The organism is Aeromonas sp. SCS5 (genome assembly GCF_001887375.1).
GTDB classification, from domain to species: domain Bacteria; phylum Pseudomonadota; class Gammaproteobacteria; order Enterobacterales; family Aeromonadaceae; genus Aeromonas; species Aeromonas jandaei.
Genome location: NZ_LFCS01000010.1, coordinates 64,469 through 85,318, shown reverse-complemented (window position 1 = coordinate 85,318; position 20,850 = coordinate 64,469). Strand labels below are relative to the sequence as shown.

Here is a 20,850-nt window from a genome sequence, read left to right as displayed (position 1 = left end):
TCACAAGATCACTAACGAAACATGAACCAGATTGCCCAGCACCTGCTTCAGGTAAAAGAACGTATTGCCCAGGCAGCCAGAGGGGCGAGCCGCGATCCGGAGCAGGTCCGGTTGCTTGCGGTCAGCAAAACCAAACCCCTTGAGGCCCTGATGGCCGCTCACGCTGCCGGCCAGCGCTGCTTTGGCGAATCCTACGCTCAGGAAGCGGCCACCAAGATCGACACCCTGCGCCAGCAACCCGAATATAACGACTTAGAGTGGCACTTTATCGGCCCTTTGCAATCGAACAAATCCAGGCTGGTTGCCGAACGGTTCGACTGGGTGCAAAGCGTGGACAGAGAGAAGCTGATCGAACGTCTGAACAATCAGCGCCCTGCCAGCATGGCACCGCTAAATGTTTGTCTGCAAATCAATATTAGCGGAGAGAGCAGCAAATCCGGAACGTCGGAACAAGAGATTTTCCGCCTCGCCGAACTGGTTTCTCACAGTGAGCGGCTGGTGCTGCGCGGGCTGATGGCCATTCCCGAACACACCAGTGACGAGACCATATTGGCCGCCCAAATGGCCCGTATGCAGACTCTGTTCACCGAGCTTGCGCGACAATACCCGAGCGTCGATACCCTCTCCATGGGGATGACCGAGGATCTTGAACTGGCGATCGCCCACGGCAGCACCATGGTGCGGGTCGGCACTGCTATCTTCGGCGCCCGCGACTACTCATAAGCAGGTGCGCGAGCGCATGTAACGCACGCCGCGTGCCAGCGCCCCACCAAGCAACAGGAGCCTTTAATGCAACAGCACAGGACGCTCGCCTTCATCGGCGCTGGCAACATGAGCCGCAGCATCATCGCCGGTCTGGTCAAGGCGGGTTATCCGGCAACGCTTATCACTGCCGCCAACCCGAGCCAGCCCAAACTGGATGCGCTGGCCAGCGACTACGGCATTCGCACCACCCGCTCCAATGCCGAGGCGGCCCGCCATGCAGAGGTGATCGTGCTGGCGGTCAAACCGCAGCTGATGGCCGGCATGCTGGCAGCGCTGGTTGCCGAGCTGGGCTCCCTTGCGGGCAAGCTGCTCGTCTCCATCGCCGCCGGCATCAAGGTTGCTCGCCTTGCCGAGATGGCCGGTGGTCACGACCGTATCATCCGTACCATGCCCAATACCCCGGCCCTGTTGGGTCTGGGTATGACTGGCCTCTACGCCTCCGAGCATATTGCCGCCAGCGATCGCGACTTTGCCGAGCAGATGATGCAGGCGGTCGGCAAGACCCTCTGGGTGGAGCAGGAGTCCGGCATCAACAGCGTCATCGCCGCAGCCGGCAGCGCCCCGGCCTACTTCTTCCTCTTTATGCAGGCGATCGCCGAAGAGGCAGAAGCGATGGGCTTCTCACCCGATCAGGCACGCCAGCTGGTGCAGCAGACCGCCCTCGGCGCAGCTGCCATGGTGGAGCAAAATCCCGAACTGTCGCTGCAAACCCTGCGTGAGCAGGTCACCAGCAAGGGCGGCACAACCGCCGAAGCCATCAAGACATTCCAGCAGCAGGGGCTGATGCCGCTGACTGCCAACGCCATGCAGGCAGCCGTAGCTCGCGCCGCCGAAATGGAAACTCTTTTCTGACAGGAGCCCCGATGAACACCGCTTACTTTCTGATCAACACCGTTTTCGATCTCTACCTGATGGTGGTGCTGCTGCGCGTCTGGCTGCAGTGGGCGCGTGCCGACTTCTATAACCCCATGAGCCAGATGGTGGTCAAGCTGACCAACCCGCTGGTGGTGCCGCTGCGCCGGGTTATCCCGGGTCTGGGGGGGCTGGATCTCGCCTCCGTGGTGCTGGCACTGGCTGTCGCCTTCCTCAAGCTGGCCCTGCTCAAGAGCATGAACGTGCTGCTGGCCGACTGGCTCAGTCTCAGCCTGTTTGCCGCGCTGACCGTGCTGAAAAAGGCCGGTTCGATGATCTTCTGGGTACTGCTGATCCGCGCCATCCTGAGCTGGGTCAGCCAGGGTCGCAACCCCATCGAATATGTGATGTACCAGCTGACCGAGCCCTTCCTCTCTCCGATCCGCCGCGTGCTGCCGGCACTGGGCGGACTGGATCTCTCGGTGCTGGTTGCCTTTATCGGGCTGCAGGCCATCAACTATCTGCTGGGCGACCTGTTCGGCCAGCTGTGGTGGATGATTTGATGCCTGCCGTCCTGCTACAGGGGGATGAGCTGGTACTGCATCTGATGATCCAGCCCAAGGCGAGCCGGGATCAGATCGTCGGATTGCACGGAGAGGAGTTGAAAGTGGCCATCACGGCACCGCCCGTCGATGGCCAGGCCAACAGCCATTTGATCAAGTTTCTGGCCAAGCAGTTCAAGGTGGCCAAGGGGCAGGTCACCATAGTGCGGGGCGAGCTGGGGCGACACAAGACGGTCGCCATCGACAGCCCCAAACAGTTGCCGCCGGAAGTGAGCGCTCTGCTGGACAATCCGGCCTGAGCCAACATTGATACGAGAGGGATGACACCATGAAAACAGCCTGGATGAGCTGCCTGTTGGCACTGCTGATGACCCTGCCCCTGCGGGCCGAACAGATGAAGGAGCTGGGCCCCTGGCAGGTGCACTACAACGCCTTCAACTCCAGCTTCCTCACTCCCGAGGTGGCCAAAACCTACGGTCTGGAGCGCAGCCGCTACAACGGCATCATCAACATTGCGGTGCAGGACAAGCAGGGCAAGGCCCAAGCGGTCTCCGTCACCGGCGAGGCCAAAAACCTCACCGGCACCATCCGCAACCTCAGCTTCCAGGAGGTCAAGGAGGGGGATGCCATCTACTATCTGGCAACCCTCCCCTACCGCAATGAAGATACCTACCAGTTCACCTTGAAGATCATGGGGGGTGGTCAGCAGCAGATCCTCACCTTCCAGCAAACCTTCTACGTTGACTGAATAGCGCAACAAAAAGCCCCGACTCAGGTCGGGGCTTTTTATTCGGGAAAAACAGCAAGGGCGCCATGATGGCGCCCCTGTTTTATAAATTATCCAGGCCTGTTACAGGGCGAGGAAGATGCTCGCGAGGGAGGCGCTCATCAGGTTGGCCAGCACGCCGGAGAGGATGGCACGCATGCCGTAGCGGGCGATAAAGCCTTTGCGCTCCGGCACCATGGCGCCCAGACCGCCGATCAGGATGGCCATGGAGGAGATATTGGCGAAACCGCACAGGGCGAAGGTGACGATGGCCTTGCTCGACTCGCTCAGGGTCTGATCCTGCACCAGGGCGATGAAGGCGACGAACTCGTTGACCACGATCTTGGTACCGATCAGAGCACCGGCAGCCTGTGCCTGCTCCCAGGGTACACCGATCAACCAGGATACCGGGGCAAACAGCCAGCCCAGAATGATCTGGAAGCTCAGATCAAGACCCACCAGGCCACCAGCCCAGCCGAGCAGACCGTTGAGCATGGCGATCACGCCGACGAAGGCCAACAGGGTTGCACCGACCGCCACGGCGATATTGAGGCCGGACATGGCACCATCAGCCGCTGCTTCAATCACGTTGGTGGCACGGGGGATCTCGACATCCTGATGGTGATCCACCTCTTCAACACTCGGCGGCACCAGGATCTTGGCCATCGCCAGACCGGCTGGCGCGGACATGAAGGCAGCCGCAATCAGGTATTTCAGCTCGACCCCGATGCTGGCGTAACCGACCAGAGTACCACCCGCGACGGAGGCGAGACCACAGCTCATCACCGCGAAGAACTGGGAGTCGGACATCTTGGAGAGGTAGGGTTTGACCACCAGCGGCGCTTCCACCATGCCGACGAAGATGTTGGCGGTGGCGGAGAGGCTTTCGGCACGGCCGGTGCCCAGCAGCTTCTGCAGACCGCCGCCCAGCAGGGAGATCACCCGCGGCATCAGGCCGATGTGGTAAAGAATGGCGATCACCGCAGAGAAGAAGATGATGACCGGCAGCACGTTGAAGGCAAAGATGAAGCCCAGCTTGAACTTGGCCAGATCGCCGAACAGGAAGGCGATCCCCTCCTGACCGTAGCCAATCACGCTGCTGACACTCTCGCTCACCCCATTCAGCACGTGCTGACCAGCAGGCAGCCAGAGCACCAGCGCGGCAAACATGACCTGCAGGCAGAGGGCAAGGCCAACTGTTCGCAACGGGATACGACGACGATTATCAGAGCAGATCACGGCAAGCGCCAGGATACTCAGGATGCCGAGCAGGGCAATCATAGGGACTCCATCAGGTGGGGAAAAAGATGGGCGCGGATTCTGCGCCTCTCCCCCCGTCACTGCAAGTCCACTTGGTTACGGGCCTGTTAGAAAAAACGTTTGCACGATACCGGTTGCGCCAACTGGCTGATTTGGCTCGATTTTAGTATCAGAAGAAATCAAATGTTTCCATTTAAAAACAATTATTCCTCGCTGCCGGACAATCGACCACCGAGCCAGGGGGCCAGCCGCTGCTCCCAGTAGGGTTCCGGGCCAAAGCGAGCCTTGAGGAAATCGATGAAGAGACGGATCTTGGGATCCAGATGTTCGCGCCGGGCATAGACGGCGTGTACCGCCATCTGCTGGTTCGGCCGCCACTCCGGCAGCAGCGGGATCAGCTTGCCGCTTTGCAACTCCTTGTCCAGCAAGTAGTTGGCGATGTAGGCGATGCCAAGCCCGGCCAGCGCCGCATCGCGCACCGCCTCAGCCATGTCGACCCGATAGTTGCCAGCAACCTGCACCGTCTGGCGCTCCTTGCCCTGACGGAACGACCACTGGTGATAGCGCCGCTCCCGGCTCTGATAGGTGATGCAGTTGTGCTGGGCCAGCTCTTTCGGATGGAGTGGCGTACCGTGGCTCAACAGGTAATCCGGCGAAGCAGCCAGCACGAAGCCGATATCGGCCAGCCGCTGACCGACCAGCCCTTCCGGTTTGTCCTCATAGGTGGTCAGCCAGAGATCCAGCCCTTCGTCCACCAGATTGGTTTTGTGATCGAACAGGGAGACCTCCAGCTCAAGCTCGGGATAACGATCCTGAAACGCCTTGAGATGGGGAATGACATGCAGACGGCCGAAAGATTGGCCCACTCCGAGATGGAGCACGCCACTCACCTTGCCGCGCCGCTCGGCGATCATCGAGTTCGCCTCCTGCGCCACCGCCACCAGCGCATGGCAGTGGCGGGCATACTCCTGACCCAGCTCGGTCAGAGCGAAGCGACGGGTAGTACGCTGTACCAGCTGGGCGCCAAGGGCTGTCTCCAGCAGCGCCAGCTGCTTGCTGATGTGAGATTTGGAGACACCGAGACGGCGAGCGGCAGCAGAGATCCCCTGCTCGCGCACCAGCGCATCGAAGATCACCATTTGCGGAAGACGTTGCAGCACAGGATAACCGGGTTGAAAGGGCGGGAGCCCATTATTCCAGAGCTCCTCGCCAAGGGGTAGGGTCAGCGCGCCAGCGCTCGGGTGATCTGCAGCTTGAGGGGATCATCGGACGGATTCTGGTTGGCGCCATAGCTGGCAATCAGCTTGCCATCGCGCCCCACCAGATACTTGTGGAAGTTCCAGTTCGGTTCATCGCCATCTGCGGCCACCGCCAGCCCCTTGAACAGCGGTACGGCATCAGAACCACGCACAGCCACCCGGTTGAACATGGGGAAAGTCACGCCATAGTCGCGACGGCACACCTCGGCGGTCTTGTTCTCGTTGCCCGCCTCCTGCCAAAAGTCGTTGGAGGGGAAACCGAGAATAATCAGCCCCTTGTCCTTGTAGCTCTGATAAAGCTTCTCCAGATCGCGAAACTGGCCGCTATAACCGCAGTAGGAGGCGGTATTGACCACCAGCACCACCTTGCCCTCGGTCAGCTGACAGAGATTGTGGCGCTGGGTGCTGTTGAGCTCGCGCATCTCCACATTGAAATAGTCGGGACAGGTGGCAGATGCCATGCCGCTGCCAAGCAGCAACAACAGCGCGAACCATTTCATCGGCAACACTCCTTGTGGTTTTCTCTCTGATACGTCCCTTGCACCGGGGCGGTTCACTCTCAATGAAGAGGAATGCCGGTCAGCCAGCCGTGGCCCCAGAAGATGAGCAGCGCCGTGGCCGCCAGTCCGGCCCCGACACTGATGCAGGTACCGGTCCAGTTGGCCTCGGGGCGTGGATACTTCTGCCAGTCCCGCACCGAAATCCAGACGATGCTCACCAGCGCCCACAGCCCGATACCGCCAAACAGCACCAGTGAACGCGCCTCGCTGTTGACCAGCAGGTGGGCAATGGCCCAGAGCAGGGTGCCGAGCAGCTGCGGATGAACCAGCCAGCGCCGCAAATGGTTGGGGCCCTGCCCCGAAAAAAAGAGAATGAGGGAGATGGGCATCATCCCCATCATGGCCAGCGGCCCCCAATCCGGCAGGAAATAGAGCGGAAATGGCCGGACAGTGCGCCAGCCGGCAATGATGCAGGCGATGGCAACGAAAACCAGCAGGGAGAAGAGCCCCTTGTAGCGATTTTCCCCGAGCCGCTCGCGCAGCTGTGCCCGATGCGCCGCTGCAAAACAGGGGTAGAGGTGGATCAGGGTAAATAGCGCGACGCCCAGAGTCAGCAGGATCATGGGTCTCTCCTTGTTCGTGTGGCTACCACTATGCCGGAAAGGGCGGAATGCGCCTATAGAAACCGCGCGACCCCATGGCATCGAACATGGAGCCGGAGGATGTAACAAGAAAAAAGCCGATCACGGAGGATCGGCAAAGAAGTGCTAGGGCAGCCAGACATCTCGCGGGATGAGAGATGCCCCATACGGGAATATTGGGTGGCCGATGGCGCCCATCGGCCGAACCGGATCAACCCTTGAGTTGATAGAGTGCCGCGACGTTGCGCGCAGTCAGCTGAATGTTGGTGCTGGCGGTCTCCAGCGCTTCCGGCAGGGACATGGCGCGGTTGACCACGGCGAACACCGCATCCAGTCCGTGCTCGTGCACCACGCCGCAATCATCGGTCAGACAGCCGGAGATACCGATCACCGGCTTGCCAAACTGCTTGGCACAGCGTGCGACACCGATTGGCGTCTTGCCGTGGATGGTCTGGCTATCGATACGACCTTCACCGGTGATGACCAGATCCGCATCGGCCACTTCATCAGCCAGTTTCAGGGCTTCGATGACGATCTGGATACCGGGCTTGAGCTCGGCACCAAGCAGACCGACCAGCGCGGCCCCCATACCACCGGCAGCGCCCGCCCCCGGAATATCCTTCACCTGCTTGCCAAGGGCCTGCTCGATGCAGTCGGCATAACGGGAAAGGTTGGCATCGAGCTGCTGCACCATCTCCGGGGTCGCCCCCTTCTGCGGGCCAAACACCGCGGAGGCGCCTTTCGGGCCGCACAGCGGGTTGTTCACATCACACGCCACCTCGATAACCAGCTCGCCCAGACGCGGGTCCAGACCGCTCAGGTCGATGGTCGCGAGTTCGGCAAGACCGGCGCCACCCAGCTCGATGGCTGAGCCATCGGCTTTGAGCAACTTGCCGCCGAGCGCCTGGATCATACCGGCACCGCCGTCATTGGTGGCACTGCCGCCGATACCGAGGATGAGGTGCTTCACTCCCATCTCCAGCGCGGCCAGGATCAGCTCGCCGGTACCGAAGCTGGAGGTGAGCAGCGGATTGCGCTGCTCGGGAGCGACCAGATGGATACCGGAGGCGGCGGCCATCTCGATAACGGCGCGCTGGCCATCGCCCAGCAGGCCGACAAAACCCTGTACCTTGTTGCCAAGGGGGGCGGTCACTTCGACCGGCAGAATGCGGCCACCGGTGGCATCGACCAGCGACTGCACCGTGCCCTCGCCGCCATCGGCCATCGGCAATTTGACGTAGGTGGCGTTTGGCAACACCTGCTTGAAACCGGCCTCGATGGCATCAGCCACCGCCATGGCGCTCAGGCTCTCCTTGAATGAATCGGGGGCAATAACAATTTTCATATCAATTCCTTAGGCGAGGCCAAACACGCCAAACATCAGGGTAGAGACAGCTGCAATGGTCAGACCGACCGCGGTTTCGTAGGGGATGAGCTTGAGTCGCTCACCCACGCCCATGTGGACGCTGCCGCCAGTAGCATGGAAGAAGGAGCCATGGGGCATATGGTCAAACACGGTGGCACCGGCATGGATCATGGCGGCACCCGCCAGCGCACTAACACCCAGTTCAAGCAGGGTGGAGCTGAATACGTTGGAAGCCACTACAGTACCGGCGGTGGTCGAGGCAGTTGCCAGCGACATCAGAGCACCGGAGATGGGGGCCAGCAGGTAAGAGGGCAGACCCGAGGCGGTCAGGCCGCTGATCAGCACATCTTTCAGGCCTGAGTTGGCAATGATGCCCGCCAGAGTACCGGTACCCAGCAGCATGATGGCCACCGGCGCCATGCGGGAGAGACCGGAAACCGCAAACTGGTTCACTTTGCTGAACTTGCCCATCATCAGGGCACCGACCAGACCACCGAGCGGCAGCGCAATCAGCGGATCCACCACGATACCGGCGACCGGGCGCAGGGCCAGCAGCAGGATGGCAACCAGCGGCGCACTGATGGCGGCGGCAAAGCCCGGCAGTTTGGTACCCTCGAAGCTCACCACCTCGTCAGCGGCAACCTTGCTGCCCTTGTTGTTCAGACGCTTGGCCAGCCAGTAGGCCATCACCAGACCAAACAGGCCCGGGATGATGCCGGCCGCCATGACCGAGGTCAGCGGCAGGTGGAAGGCATCCGCAGCCGCGATGGCGTTGGGGTTGGGTGACATGACGTTGCCCGCCTTGCCGCCACCGATCATCGCCAGCAGGATGGCCGCCTTGGAGAGATCGGCACGGCGGGCGATGGCCAGCGCAATGGGCGCCACAGTGATAACTGCCACGTCCACAAATACACCTACCGCGGTCAGGATCATGGTCGCCAGCGCCAGCGCCAGCAGGGCGCGGGTCTCACCCAGTTTTTTGACGATGGTCTCGGCGATGGTGGTAGCCGCACCCGATTCAATCAGCACGCCGGCCAGTACACCGGCCGCCAGGATCCGCATCACCGCAGTGGTGATCCCCTGGGCGCCGCCGATCATCAGGGCGACGGTCTGGCTGAGATCGGAGCCGCCGATCAGGCCGCCAGCGAGCGCGCCGACGATCATGCCGTAAGCGGGCGGTACCTTCTTCAGAATGAGGAAGATGGCGATGGAGAGCGCCGCGATGGCGCCAAGGGCAGTAACCGGGATCATGACGGACACCTTCAATGGGAGTGAATGGCCGCCATTATGGAGATCTGCAATCAGAATGCTTTGGCCAAATGGCCAAATATTGCATCATCGAACAGGGTTTATTTGTCTATTTGAACAATCACAAATCGAGATTAAGGCCGAGATAGAGCAAAAATTTGTCGTCTAACTTGTTGAAATTCAATCCGGTTATCTGCTCGATCCGGCTTAGCCGGTAACGCAGGGTATTGGGGTGAATGAACAAGGCCTCGGCACAGCGATGCAGATCACAATCCTGCAAGAAATATTGGCGCAGGGTCTTCTGCAGCGCCCCCTTGCCATCTTCCCGGGCCAGTTTCTGCAGCGGTGCGCGCAGCTGATCCGCCTGCCAGGAGTCCGCCAGACTGCCGAGCAGCACCGGCAAGCGGTAATCCTCGAAGAAGTAGACCTGCTTGCGCGGCGCTTGGCGCATGCCACGGCGCAATGTATCGCGCGCCGTCTGGTAGGAGCGTGCCAGCCCGTTGATCCCGGCGAAGTAATCTCCCACCCCGATCCGCACCTTGAAGTGGGGGATGCGCGCCAGCAGCTGCCTGATGCGGCTGCGCTCCTGCGCCGATTGCCAGAGGCCGTCGCTGAGCTGGGCCGGTTTTAGCACCACTATCTCGTCAAGACCGTTGATGGCCACCAGATTGTCCCGCTCCGGGTTCTCCAGCAGATGTACCAGCTCTCGCAGCCGGGCCGGGTCGCTCTCCTCCAGTGCCAGCACCGCCACCACTCGTGGCTGGCCGAGATCGAGCCCGAGGAAACGGGCCGCCTGCTGCAGCTGATCGACCCGCCCCTCGCCGCGGATCAGCTGCAGCACCAGTTCCTCCTTGTGGCGCTTGTCCCACTGCAACTGCTCGGTGAGCGCCGCCTGCTCCAGGATCAGCTCGGCAGTCATTCGCACCAGCTCGGCGTAAGCTCGAACGATGTCCGGATCGCCGGAGATACCGATGACCCCCAGCAACTCCCCCTGATAGGCGATGGGCAGGTTGATGCCGGGACGCACCCCCTTGAGCTCGCGGGCGGTCGCTTCGCTGATCTCCACCACCCGGTTCTCGGTCAGTGCCAGCACGGCCCCCTCGTGACGCTGATGGAGCCGCTCCGGATTGCCGGACGCAATGATGAGACCATGTTCGTCCATCACGTTGACCGAGAACGACAGGATCTTCATCGCCCGGCTCACAATCTGACGCGCCAGGGTATCGTTTAGCTGCATAACATCTCCAAAGAAGGGACTCGGCAACCCGCAGGAAAGCGCCTGCTGCGGGGCAAAGATGCCACATCATCAAGACAAGCGAGAGGGGGATCGCTAGAATAGGCCACTTTACCCGATGTGAGCCCGCCATGGAGCAGGATTTGGTGCTGCCACCACGGCTTCGTGCAGGCCCATCCCCCCGATTTGGAGTGCGCTATGGATTATGAATTTCGCCGCGACCCGTTCGGTGGTTATCGCGCCCGCTTCTCCATGGGCCATGAAGCCATCGGCCAGTGGCTGATCGACGAAGTGGGCAAAGATGAGGAGAAGATCGACGATCTCTTCGCCATCATCGACCAGCTATCCAGTCGGAGTCGCACCGAATACCGGCTTACCGGCGGGGATTACTCCCTGCTGCTGACCCACGAAGAGGCGGAGGTGAAAGCCAACGTCCTCAATATCGAACTGGGCGAGGATCTCGACGATCTCGCCTACTACGATGATGAACAGCTGGCCATGTGCGGGCTGGAAGACTTTGCCCAGGTGCTCACCTCCTGGCGCGCCTTTATCCGCAACGAGGATATGGGCTGATTGACCCCGTTTCGCTTATTCTGGTCGGCCACTGCGGTCGACCATCCAAACCAACAGGATTGACTATGTCTATTTACGATTTTGATGACGAGCTGCCGGAAGACGAGCAGGATCAACCGAAGAAACCCGCCCAACCCAAGAAGAAGGGCAAGCAGGTGCTGAACACTCAGGTCAACCTGAGCCCGCGCGATGCCAGCCGTCTGAACGGCATGCACGTTGAAGCAATCACCACCCTGGATGATGTCAGCCTGCCGAAGAACGTCATCTTCAAGGCTGGCCTGATCGCATTGGGTGAGCTGGATGCCAACCAGCGCGCCGACATCATTGCCCGCGTCATCGCCGAATCAGGCCGCTAATCGCGCCCCTGAATGAACAAAGCCGGAGCCACTGCTCCGGCTTTGTTTTTTCTGACCCCCTTACTTGCAGCGAGGTGAGCGGGGCATGCTTCTTGGCACCAGCTTGTCGTAATGACCGCTGGCCCGACTCGCCGCCAGAGCCTCGTTGAACCGCTCGATCAGCTCCCGGCCACCGGGCGCCTTGCGCGAGACCATTAGATAGAAGCTGTCGGTCTGGCGAAAATAGGGGAGCGGCTGCAGATAGTTGGGATCGCCGAAGATCTGCATGCTGGCATCGGCGGTGACTGCATCGTTCATCGGCATCAGCTCCACCCGCTTGAGTGCCACCATCTGCAGGCACTGCGCCAGAGAGGCAGGACGGATCAGCTGCAGCGAAAAGCGGGCGATCACCTCGTCGGCATGACTGGTGCTCCAGCCCGCCGGAATGCAGACCCGCAGCCCCTGCCACTTGCCGTCCAGCACCGCATCGCTGCCCTGATAGGTGAACCAGGAGAGGTGATCGATATGGAGCGGGGCGCTGTAGTAGAAGAGCTTGGCCCGTTCGCTCGTCCAGGCGTAGGGGTAGGTGGCCGTCATCAGGCCATTGCGGGTCAGTTCATAACCCCGGTTCCAGGGCAGATAATCTACCTTCACCTCGTCATAACCGGCCTGGCGCAGCAGCGTTGTCACCAGCCGGGTGCTCTCCCCGCCATCCGCCAGCTCCTTGCCGCTATAGGGAGCAAACTCCCCGGTCGCCAGCAGCACGGGGGCTGCCTGCAACCAGGTGCACCAACAACAGAACAACCACAGATAGTGCTTCATCACCAACTCCCCCTTCACCCTGTGATGAGTATAGAGAAGGGGCCCGACCACCTGCTGCGCGGTTGTTCTCGCGGCGGCCCCTTGTTAAGGTGGCCGTTTGCCTCGACCAAGGAGATCCAATGTTACCCCTGCCCGATTCGCTTATCTGGGGCGCGCTGGCGCTGGCCGTGCTGTTTGCCCTGCTGCGCCAGCGCCTTCCCGCGTTTGGCCTGCTGGGCCTATCTCTGCTGCTGGCCCTCTGGCTTGGCCGCATCACACCGCCTGCGCTGGTCATCACGCTGGCGGGATTGCTGCTGGCGTGGCGCACGCCCGCCCTGCCACCCCGCTGGGCGACCACGGCCAGAGTTGCACTGATTGTCTGGTCGCTTGCGCTGACCCTGCACTTCATCCCCGGCTTCAGCAATCTCAAGGTGCTGGACAAGGTGCTCGCCGGCCCCGGCAGCGTGCCGTTCAACATGTACCTCAATCTGGACAAGCCACTGCTGATCTTCGCCCTGCTGCTCGCCTTCCCGACCCTGCTCGGCAAAGGAGGGATCATTCGCTGGCGTCCTCTGGCTCTGCTGATCCTGCCGCTGGCGGCGCTGTTCGGCATTGCCTGGCAACTGGGAGCACTGCGCCCCGAGGTGGGACTGCCCCACTGGTGGTGGCTGTTTGCCCTCAACAATCTGCTGTTCACCTGTGTGGCGGAAGAGGCGCTGTTTCGCGGCGCGATCCAGCAGGAGCTGGCAAGCCGCAGCAAACCCTGGTTTGCCATTGTGGCCAGCGCCCTGCTGTTTGGCGCCATCCACCTGCCGGGCGGCCCCCTGCTGGCGCTCTTCGCTACCCTTGCGGGCTGCTGTTATGGTCTGGCCTTCCAGCTAAGCGGCCGCCTCAGCATCGCCATCGCAGTGCACTTCGCCTTCAACTTCGCCCATCTGGCGCTCTTCACCTATCCGCTGGCCCACCACTAACGCCTGCAGGCGCCCGACACGGGCGCCTTCTCTCGAAACGCCCTCTCTTCAAGCGTGCTGCCTTGCTCGCTTTACACCTCCACAAAGCTCCAAACAAAACCAATTCATTTACTTGTAACCAAAATGTAAACAAACTGACCTCTGCATTCGCCATAACAGTCACTTTCCATTGCCCTGCCACCAAAAGGATCCTGTGATGCAGAAAACCCTCAGTTATGCCGCCCTGCTGCTGGTCAGCCAGTTCCCGCAACTGGCACTGGCCGATACCGATGTCTATCTCACCAACAACAGCCCTGAACCGCTCCAGATCGACATCCGCCAAAGCGGTACCGGCCAGCTGCAACCCGGCAGTCAGTGGCTTCAGCACCGCACCGAGCTGGGCCCATGGGAGAGTGCCATGGTGCTCAGCTTCAATCGCTATGAGGGGGTCAAGGCGGGCAAGAGCTATCTGTTCGAAACCCGCGTGACTACAGCGAGTGGCGACGTCTATCGGCTCAACCAGCTGATGGAGGGAACCTGGTGGAACACCACCTTGCAGCACGGTGGCGAGACGCCGACCAGCGCATCCGGCTGGCAAAACGACAGGGAGATCCATCGCGTGGCGGGGCCACAAGAGCTGGCCTTTGCCGCCAAATTCACCGGCCGCTACGACGATCTGCACTATATGATCACGCCCCCCCAAAAACGGGAACAGCCGGAACCGGCAGAAAACAGGCTCAAGGTGGCCAGCTACAACGTCTGGGCGCTGCCGGTGATCGCCTCCAGCATCGGTGAGCGGCTGGCACTGCTGCCAGAGCATCTCAAGGGCTATGACGCCCTGCTGCTGCAAGAGGTGTTCGATGGCCGCCGCGAGGGCTTTTTGCAGGCGCTGGCGAAAGAGTATCCCTACCAGACCAAAGTGCTCAACAAGCCCGGGGTCAACGTCCACGACGGCGGCGTGGTGATCGTCAGCCGCTATCCCATAGTGCGGGAGGCACAACTGGTCTATCCCCAATGCACCGGCACCGACTGCTTCGCCGACAAGGGGGTGATGTACGCCGAGGTGATCAAGGGGGGCAAGGCGTGGCACCTGTTCGCTACCCACACCGCCAGCTTCGACACTGACGAGGCGCGCAAGCTGCGCCAGATCCAGTTCGGCCAGATCCGCGCGCTGGCTGCCAGCCTGAAGATCCCTGCCACGGACACCGTCATCTATGGCGGTGACTTCAACGTCAACAAGCGCAAGTTTGCCGACGATTACGCCGGCATGCTGGCCAACCTCAATGCCGATGAGCCGACCTACGGCGGCTATACCGAAGCGACCTTCGATCCCAGGATCAACCCCTATGCCGGTGGGCCGCTCTCGGGCGGAGCCAACGTCGAGTATCTGGACTATCTGGTGGTGAGCCGTGAGTACGGCGCCGTACGCCACAACCTCAACACGGTCTGGATCCCGCGCAGCAGCGATGGCAGCCTCTGGCCCGCCAGCAACCTCTCCGATCACTTCCCGGTCAAGGGAGAGATAAGCCGATGAAACGTTACCACGGCTTGCTGGCGTTGACTGTGCCGGCACTGTTGCTGTTCAACCTGTTCGGCGAACAAACAACACCAGAGCAGCGGGCTCCGGCCAGCCAGCCGATCCGACCAGCCAACGTGGCTGCTCAGGTGCCGCTTTCTACGGTCGCCAGCTCGCAGGCCACCACAGCATCGTCTGCTCGCAGCGAACCACTGCCCGCCAGCTGGCGGGCTATGCCGGATGAGCTGAGCCAGCAGCTCGCCAGCGAGGTAAGCGACAGCGATCTGCCGCTGGCCGAGCGGCTTGCCAATCTGGAAGGGGCAGAGGCCCGCTGGCTTGGCGAGGGAGAGAGCCTGTATCGGCTGCAGGGGGGCTATGCGCTGGCGCTGGAGGAGCTGGCTCAGGAGAGCGAGCAGTTACCGCTGGCCGAGCGACTGGACGTCCTCAGTCGCTTGCAGGATCAGTGGGCAGCAGATCACCCGGATCTGGCGGGCGAGCTGTTCAACCCGGATGCCCGCTTGCAGCAGGCTCGCCAGCTGTGGGGGGATGAGGAGCTGGCGACGTTGGCTCGCCACTTCCTGTCAGCAGAGCAAGCAGAGGCGACCGTGCAGTTTGCCGCCAACCGCCAGCAACAGCTGGATCAGCGCAGCCGCTATCAGCAGCAGCTCGCAGCGTTGGAACAGCAGCTGGCCGCCGCGCAGGGGGCTATGGCGCCTACCGCGTGGCAGCAGTACCGCGAAGAGCAGCTAAGCCGGTTCAGGCGCGATTTTTTCGCCAACGAACAGAGAGTTAGCGCCGTCCCTTGAACTGCTTGACGCTGCGTTTGGCTTGGGTGCGGCGATTGGCCTGCTTGTCGCGGGGTGGGCGCTTGCCCTCCCCGCTGGCTGGCTGGTCGGTGACCGGGAAGCCGGCCAGCTCACTCACCGGCAACTCACGTCCGGTAAGGGTGCGGATCGCAGTCAGCATATCGGCTTCACCATGACAGGTGAGCGAGATGGCGAGCCCGCTGCGCCCGGCCCGGGCGGTACGACCGATGCGGTGCACATAGATGGGGGCGCTGGCGGGCAGATCCAGATTGATCACCACCGGCAGAGCCTCCACATGGATGCCGCGCGCCATCAGATCGGTGGCCACCAGCACCCGAACCTTGCCCGCCTTGAAATCGGCGAGAGCCTGCTCGCGCACCGCCTGCTCCTTCTCGCCATGGAGTGCCGCCACCGCGATACCCGCCTTGGCCAGCTTTCTGGCGACGCCATCGGCATCATCCCGCGCACTGATAAAGACCAGTACCTGCGACCACGCCTGCTCCTTGAGCAGACTGACGAGCGCCGGCACCTTGCTGCTCTTGTTGACCAGATAGAGCCGCTCTTCGATATCGTCGGCCACGCTGTTGCGGGGATCCGCTTCCACCCGCTCCGGCGCCTTCAGCAGGCCGGTCGCCAACTCCTCAAGCTCGCCCGGCAGGGTGGCAGAGAAGAGCAGGGTCTGGCGCCCGACCGGCATGCCATTCATCAGCCACTGGATGTCGGGCCAGAAGCCCATCTCCAGCAGGCGATCAGCCTCATCCAGTACCAGAATGCGCAACCCGGCCAGATTCAGCAGTTGCTGACCCAGCAGATCCCGCAATCGCCCCGGCGTCGCCACCAGCAGTTGTGGCCCCTGCGCCAGCTCGGCCTGTTGCAGCTCCTGCGCCACCCCGCCACACAGGGTCACCAGCCGCACGCCCAGCTCATCGGCAAAGCCTTGCAGCGCACCGCTCACCTGTGCGGCCAGCTCGCGGGTCGGCACCAGCACCACCCCCTGCACCTCGGATATGGCGGGATCCAGCCGCTGCAGCAGCGGCAGACCGAACGCCAGCGTCTTGCCACTGCCGGTTCGAGCCAGCGCCAGCAGATCCCGTCCCGCCAGCACGGCAGGGATGGCCAGTTGTTGCACCCGGGTCGGGTGCTTGAGGTCGGTTGGCAGGGCTGCCAGCAGAGCGGGGGCGAGGGCGAGTTCGTTAAAGGTCATGGCGTTACGCAGATATCGGCTGAATGAAGAGGTGGAGGCGAAGTCTAGTGAGCGGGGAGAGATAAGTAAAACCCAATCCGTTATGGCACGGCAGGGATAGGGGGATGGCTACACTTGTCCTGACCCTATGCAAAGAGTGAGAAGCCATGATCAGACACATCCCCCTCCTGCTGTTGGCTGCAGCCCTGACCGGCAGCGTCACCCTCGGCCTCTCCCGCAGCACGGCGAGCGACACTGCCACCACTCAGGCCAAACCGGTTCGCATCATCAATGCCCACCTTGGCGAGCTACCGGGGCTGATCAATGCCGACAAGACGGGCCCTTTCGTCGATCTGGTGCACGCCATCGACGATCTCTACCCCGATGTGACCATCAAGATCACTATCTATCCCATTGCGCGAGCCATGGTCGGGGTAATCGCCGGCAAAGCCGATCTCGGCCTGCCCGCCATCCGCAATCTCAAGGATGTCGACATGCTGCCCTACCGCTTCAGCACCCGCAGCTTTGGCAAGGTGACCCATGTGATTTACAGCAATACTGCCAATCCGGTCACCACTGACATGGCTTATGGCATAGTTCCCACCAAACGGGATCTGCTGATCGAAGCCGTGCCCGACTATATGCCCTTCCCGGTACAGCGTTCGATGAGTATCGAGCAGTCACTGCGCAAGCTCTCTCGGGGTCGCATCGACGCCTTTATCTGGGCTCAGGAAGAGGCGGACCTCATGCTGAAAAATCTGAAACTGACCAATATTCACCGTGAATTCTTTGGCGATTTCGAGGATGTTTTCATCATCCAGAAAGGGGGAAACGGGGATGAAATGGACGAATTTATAAGTCGCGCCATCGAGCAACTCGCCGCCTCCGGCAAACTGGCCGAGATTTACGAGAAAATCCACCGACCCTATGTGGATTGGCAACCATCCCCGCTTGCCAGGGCTGAATCGGTAACCACCAAGTCCACCAAGCCCTGAACAGGTTCTCTCCCCATAAAAAAATCCCGCCAAGGCGGGATTTTTTACGCTCTGCCTCTTACAGCACGGCCAGCGCGGCGGCGTAGTTTGGCTCGTCGGCCACTTCGGCCACCAGCTCGCTGTGCAGCACCTTGTTCTCTTCATCCAGCACCACGATGGCACGGGCAGCCAGACCTACCAGCGGGCCGGAGGAGAAGGCTACGCCGTAATCCTGCAGGAAGGCGGCGCCACGCAGAGTGGAGAGGGTCACCACCTTGTCCAGCCCTTCGGCACCGCAGAAGCGGGACTGGGCGAACGGCAGATCGGCGGAGATGCAGAGCACGACTGTGTTATTCAGAGCGCTGGCCTGCTCGTTGAACTTGCGCACCGAGGTGGCGCAGGTCGGGGTATCGACGCTCGGGAAGATGTTCAGGATCTTGCGCTGACCGGCGAAGCTCGCCAGGGTCAGGTCGGAAAGATCCTTGGCCACCAGAGCGAAAGGCTTGGCCTGCTCACCGGAAAGCGGGAAGTGGCCAGCGACAGAAACCGGGTTGCCTTGCAAAGTGACTGAGTTGCTCATGTGTCATGTCCTTTATTGGTGTTGTAAAAATCAGGCCTCCCAGTATAGGCGTGCCGGGGGTACACAAACACCCGTCAACCACAGGGATATAACGGGAAAATGGCGCCTCCCCTGCTGAATCATCAGCGTGATAAAAAGGGGGTTGACCTTGGATATAACACCAAGGTTTACACTTGCCTCAGTTATTCAGGATCCCGCAGGGGCGGGATCCAGCCAAGAGGAACACACCATGAGCAAATCCTGCTGCTCCACCCAGCATGCTGCGGCCCCCATCAAGGCTGTCAGCAAGGCCAGCTCCACCGAGCACCAGCATAACAGTCACTGCTGTGACAATGCCGCGCCGGTCAGCTGCTGTGGCGGCGCCACCTCTCATGATCATCAGGATCTCGAGAAGTGCGACTCACCGGGAGATGAAGAGCCCCCCCTAGGCGGCGCGCACTCCCGGAGCTGCTGCACAGCGAACTCATCCCATGACCATGACCATGACCATGACCATCATGATCATGACCACGATGCGCAGGCTCCTGTCGAGCCGCTGACCGCACCGGCGCAAGGCAACAGTCGCCACAGCTGGCAGGTGTTGGGGATGGATTGCCCCAGCTGCGCTCGCAAGATCGAGACAGCCGTCAGCCGTGTCAACGGTGTCCAGCAGGCTCGCGTGTTGTTTGCCACCGAGAAGCTGGTGGTGGATCTGGCCCCCGGCCTCTCCCCTGATCCCGTCACTGCCGCCGTGCTGGCCGCCGGTTTTCAGCTCAAGGGCGAGAGCAGCGGCAAGCAGGAGCCCGGCCGTGAGCGCGGCCCGCTGCAGACCCTGCTCGCCAAATATTGGCAGCCGCTGTCGCTGGCCGGCCTGATGCTGGTGGCGGCCCTGCTGCCGGGTAACATCGGCCAACCGCTCTTTACCCTGGCCACCCTCTGGGGGCTGTGGCCCATCTCTCGCAAGGCGTGGGCGCTGACCAAGAGCGGCTCCCCCTTCGCCATCGAGACCCTGATGACGGTCGCCGCCGTGGGGGCCCTGTTCCTTGGCGAAACCGCCGAAGCCGCCATGGTGCTGCTGCTGTTCATGCTGGGTGAGCATCTGGAGGCCTACGCCGCCGGTCGCGCCCGTGCCGGGGTCACCGCATTGATGGCGCTGGTGCCTGACAAGGCGTTACGGATCCGTACCACTGCCGAGGGCGAGGTGCGCGAAGAGGTCGGCGCCGATGAGCTGCGTCCCGGCGACATTATCGAAATCGCCCCGGGCGCCCGTCTCCCGGCCGATGCCCGCCTGCTCGACGCCCTCGGTGCGTTTGACGAAAGTGCCCTGACCGGTGAATCCATCCCGGTGGAACGCCGCCAGGGTGACAAGGTGCCGGCCGGCAGTCTGGCTGCCGATCGAGTGCTGCGTCTTGAAGTGGTATCGGAACCGGGCAACAACGCCATCGACCGCATCCTGCACCTCATCGAGGAAGCCGAGAGTCAGCGCGCACCTATCGAGCGCTTTATCGACCGCTTCAGCCGCTGGTATACCCCGGCCATGATGCTGGTTGCCCTGCTGGTGGTGCTGGTGCCGCCCCTTGCCTTCGGCCAGAGCTGGGACGAGTGGATCTATCGCGGGCTGGCGCTGCTGCTCATCGGTTGCCCTTGTGCGTTGGTCATCTCCACCCCGGCAGCGGTTACCTCCGCACTGGCGGCGGCAACCCGGCAGGGGGCCCTGATCAAGGGTGGTGCCGCACTGGAGCGATTGGCCCATATCGATACCGTGGCGTTTGACAAGACCGGCACCCTGACCCTGGGCAAGCCGCAGCTGACCGAGCTGGTGAGCCTCAATGGTCAGAGCAATGGCGAACTGCTGGCACTGGCTGCCGCCATCGAGCAGGGCTCCCACCACCCGCTGGCCCGTGCCGTGGTGGCCGCCGCCAACGAGCAGGGGCTGGCACAGGCAGAAGCCCGCGATCTGCGAGCCCTGCCGGGCATGGGTGTTGAAGGGCGCATCAACGGCGAGCTGTGGCAACTGCTGGCACCGAGCCGGATAGCTACGCTGAGCAAAGATCAACAGGCCCAAATTGCCATGCTGGAGCAACAGGGCAAGACGGTGGTCGTGCTCTGCCAGAGCAGCAGCGAACAGGCTCTGCCGGTGGCCCTGCTGGCCCTGCGGGATCAGATCCGGCCGGAAGCGGCAGAGGCGCTGCAAGAGCTCAACCGGCTCGGCCTGCAGAGCATCATGCTGACCGGGGACAACCCCCGCGCCGCCGAGGCCATCGCCGGTGAACTTGGGATGGGCTGGCGCGCCGGCCTGTTGCCGGAGGGTAAGGTCGATGAAATTGCCAAGCTCGCCAGCTCGCAGAAAGTCGCGATGATCGGCGATGGCATCAACGATGCCCCGGCCATGAAGCGGGCCAGTATCGGCATCGCCATGGGGGGGGGCACCGACGTGGCACTGGAGACCGCCGATGCGGCGCTGACTCACAACCAGCTCGGCGGTATCGCCGCGATGATCCGCCTCTCCCGCTCGGCGCTGGCCAATATTCACCAGAATATCGCGCTGGCACTGGGACTGAAGGCCATCTTCCTGGTCACCAGTCTGCTCGGCATCACCGGCCTGTGGATTGCGGTGCTGGCCGATACCGGCGCCACCGCGCTGGTCACCGCCAACGCCCTGCGCCTGCTGCGCAAGCGTTAAGCCAGCCGACAGCATC

General features: G+C 61.9%; 22 protein-coding genes. 12 read left to right on the top strand and 10 right to left on the bottom strand.

Going from position 1 to position 20,850, the window contains the following annotated elements:
* The first annotated feature begins 21 nt into the window (after positions 1 to 21).
* The 5 genes from BS300_RS14280 (at position 22) to BS300_RS14260 (ending at position 2,928) form a co-directional block, all read left to right on the top strand.
* Positions 22 to 723, top strand: a complete 702-nt coding sequence (locus tag BS300_RS14280) for a YggS family pyridoxal phosphate-dependent enzyme (protein ID WP_071913549.1) — start codon at positions 22 to 24, stop codon at positions 721 to 723.
* Positions 724 to 789: 66 nt separating this feature from the next.
* Complete coding sequence (proC, locus tag BS300_RS14275) at positions 790 to 1,617, top strand: pyrroline-5-carboxylate reductase (protein WP_071913547.1); 828 nt, start codon at positions 790 to 792, stop codon at positions 1,615 to 1,617.
* 11 nt (positions 1,618 to 1,628) lie between these two features.
* The gene (locus BS300_RS14270) at positions 1,629 to 2,180 is read left to right on the top strand and encodes a YggT family protein (RefSeq protein ID WP_041209071.1); all 552 of its coding nucleotides are present in this window, start codon (positions 1,629 to 1,631) and stop codon (positions 2,178 to 2,180) included.
* Positions 2,180 to 2,479 carry a DUF167 family protein YggU gene (yggU, locus tag BS300_RS14265; RefSeq protein ID WP_033114039.1) on the top strand — a complete coding sequence of 100 codons (300 nt, stop codon included), beginning with the start codon at positions 2,180 to 2,182 and terminating at the stop codon, positions 2,477 to 2,479. Before BS300_RS14270 ends, yggU begins: the two co-directional genes overlap by 1 nt.
* A 29-nt stretch (positions 2,480 to 2,508) precedes the next feature.
* Entirely contained in the window at positions 2,509 to 2,928 is a 420-nt protein-coding gene (locus BS300_RS14260) for a DUF4426 domain-containing protein (RefSeq protein ID WP_041209070.1), read from the top strand.
* A 102-nt stretch (positions 2,929 to 3,030) separates the two neighbouring features.
* Here the strand turns inward: BS300_RS14260 and BS300_RS14255 are convergent, their stop codons facing one another.
* The 7 genes from BS300_RS14255 to BS300_RS14225 all read right to left on the bottom strand — a co-directional run bounded on the left by BS300_RS14255 (position 3,031) and on the right by BS300_RS14225 (position 10,457).
* Positions 3,031 to 4,227: a NupC/NupG family nucleoside CNT transporter gene (locus tag BS300_RS14255; RefSeq protein WP_071913545.1), complete on the bottom strand. Its 1,197-nt coding sequence runs from the start codon at positions 4,225 to 4,227 to the stop codon at positions 3,031 to 3,033.
* Between the two features lie 182 nt (positions 4,228 to 4,409).
* The gene (locus BS300_RS14250; protein WP_033114036.1) at positions 4,410 to 5,345 is read right to left on the bottom strand and encodes a LysR family transcriptional regulator; all 936 of its coding nucleotides are present in this window, start codon (positions 5,343 to 5,345) and stop codon (positions 4,410 to 4,412) included.
* Positions 5,346 to 5,428: 83 nt separating this feature from the next.
* Positions 5,429 to 5,965 (bottom strand): glutathione peroxidase, encoded by a 537-nt coding sequence (locus BS300_RS14245; protein WP_071913543.1) that lies wholly within the window; start codon positions 5,963 to 5,965, stop codon positions 5,429 to 5,431.
* A gap of 59 nt (positions 5,966 to 6,024) precedes the next feature.
* Complete coding sequence (locus BS300_RS14240; RefSeq protein ID WP_071913541.1) at positions 6,025 to 6,588, bottom strand: NnrU family protein; 564 nt, start codon at positions 6,586 to 6,588, stop codon at positions 6,025 to 6,027.
* Positions 6,589 to 6,817: 229 nt separating this feature from the next.
* On the bottom strand, positions 6,818 to 7,951 hold the full coding sequence (locus BS300_RS14235; protein WP_043850000.1) for a glycerate kinase: 1,134 nt from the start codon (positions 7,949 to 7,951) through the stop codon (positions 6,818 to 6,820).
* A gap of 9 nt (positions 7,952 to 7,960) precedes the next feature.
* On the bottom strand, positions 7,961 to 9,223 hold the full coding sequence (locus tag BS300_RS14230; protein ID WP_071913539.1) for a GntP family permease: 1,263 nt from the start codon (positions 9,221 to 9,223) through the stop codon (positions 7,961 to 7,963).
* A gap of 118 nt (positions 9,224 to 9,341) precedes the next feature.
* Positions 9,342 to 10,457 (bottom strand): sugar diacid recognition domain-containing protein, encoded by a 1,116-nt coding sequence (locus BS300_RS14225; protein ID WP_071913537.1) that lies wholly within the window; start codon positions 10,455 to 10,457, stop codon positions 9,342 to 9,344.
* 195 nt (positions 10,458 to 10,652) lie between these two features.
* Between BS300_RS14225 and BS300_RS14220 the strand changes: the two genes are divergently transcribed.
* Positions 10,653 to 11,027: a YacL family protein gene (locus BS300_RS14220; RefSeq protein ID WP_041209063.1), complete on the top strand. Its 375-nt coding sequence runs from the start codon at positions 10,653 to 10,655 to the stop codon at positions 11,025 to 11,027.
* 65 nt (positions 11,028 to 11,092) lie between these two features.
* Positions 11,093 to 11,383, top strand: a complete 291-nt coding sequence (locus BS300_RS14215) for a hypothetical protein (RefSeq protein ID WP_041209062.1) — start codon at positions 11,093 to 11,095, stop codon at positions 11,381 to 11,383.
* Positions 11,384 to 11,443: 60 nt separating this feature from the next.
* Here BS300_RS14215 and BS300_RS14210 read toward each other — a convergent pair whose 3' ends face one another.
* Positions 11,444 to 12,184: a transporter substrate-binding domain-containing protein gene (locus BS300_RS14210; RefSeq protein ID WP_071913535.1), complete on the bottom strand. Its 741-nt coding sequence runs from the start codon at positions 12,182 to 12,184 to the stop codon at positions 11,444 to 11,446.
* Positions 12,185 to 12,303: 119 nt separating this feature from the next.
* Here BS300_RS14210 and BS300_RS14205 point away from each other — a divergent pair, with 119 nt between their 5' ends.
* From BS300_RS14205 to BS300_RS14195, 3 genes are all read left to right on the top strand, one after another.
* Positions 12,304 to 13,134 (top strand): CPBP family intramembrane glutamic endopeptidase, encoded by an 831-nt coding sequence (locus BS300_RS14205; RefSeq protein ID WP_071913533.1) that lies wholly within the window; start codon positions 12,304 to 12,306, stop codon positions 13,132 to 13,134.
* Positions 13,135 to 13,330: 196 nt separating this feature from the next.
* Positions 13,331 to 14,647 carry a sphingomyelin phosphodiesterase gene (locus tag BS300_RS14200; protein WP_071913531.1) on the top strand — a complete coding sequence of 439 codons (1,317 nt, stop codon included), beginning with the start codon at positions 13,331 to 13,333 and terminating at the stop codon, positions 14,645 to 14,647.
* Positions 14,644 to 15,435, top strand: coding sequence for a hypothetical protein (locus BS300_RS14195; RefSeq protein WP_071913529.1), 792 nt, complete (start codon positions 14,644 to 14,646; stop codon positions 15,433 to 15,435). The genes BS300_RS14200 and BS300_RS14195 overlap by 4 nt, the downstream gene beginning before the upstream one ends.
* Here BS300_RS14195 and BS300_RS14190 read toward each other — a convergent pair.
* Positions 15,419 to 16,639: a DEAD/DEAH box helicase gene (locus BS300_RS14190; RefSeq protein WP_071913527.1), complete on the bottom strand. Its 1,221-nt coding sequence runs from the start codon at positions 16,637 to 16,639 to the stop codon at positions 15,419 to 15,421. The genes BS300_RS14195 and BS300_RS14190 overlap by 17 nt on opposite strands.
* A 146-nt stretch (positions 16,640 to 16,785) precedes the next feature.
* Here BS300_RS14190 and BS300_RS14185 point away from each other — a divergent pair, with 146 nt between their 5' ends.
* Positions 16,786 to 17,613: a transporter substrate-binding domain-containing protein gene (locus BS300_RS14185; protein ID WP_041209056.1), complete on the top strand. Its 828-nt coding sequence runs from the start codon at positions 16,786 to 16,788 to the stop codon at positions 17,611 to 17,613.
* Positions 17,614 to 17,671: 58 nt separating this feature from the next.
* Here BS300_RS14185 and tpx read toward each other — a convergent pair whose 3' ends face one another.
* Complete coding sequence (gene tpx / locus BS300_RS14180; RefSeq protein ID WP_071913525.1) at positions 17,672 to 18,172, bottom strand: thiol peroxidase; 501 nt, start codon at positions 18,170 to 18,172, stop codon at positions 17,672 to 17,674.
* A gap of 229 nt (positions 18,173 to 18,401) precedes the next feature.
* On the opposite strand from tpx, the gene BS300_RS14175 reads away from it, so the two are divergent.
* The gene (locus BS300_RS14175) at positions 18,402 to 20,834 is read left to right on the top strand and encodes a zinc/cadmium/mercury/lead-transporting ATPase (RefSeq protein ID WP_071913523.1); all 2,433 of its coding nucleotides are present in this window, start codon (positions 18,402 to 18,404) and stop codon (positions 20,832 to 20,834) included.
* Positions 20,835 to 20,850: the final 16 nt, after the last annotated feature.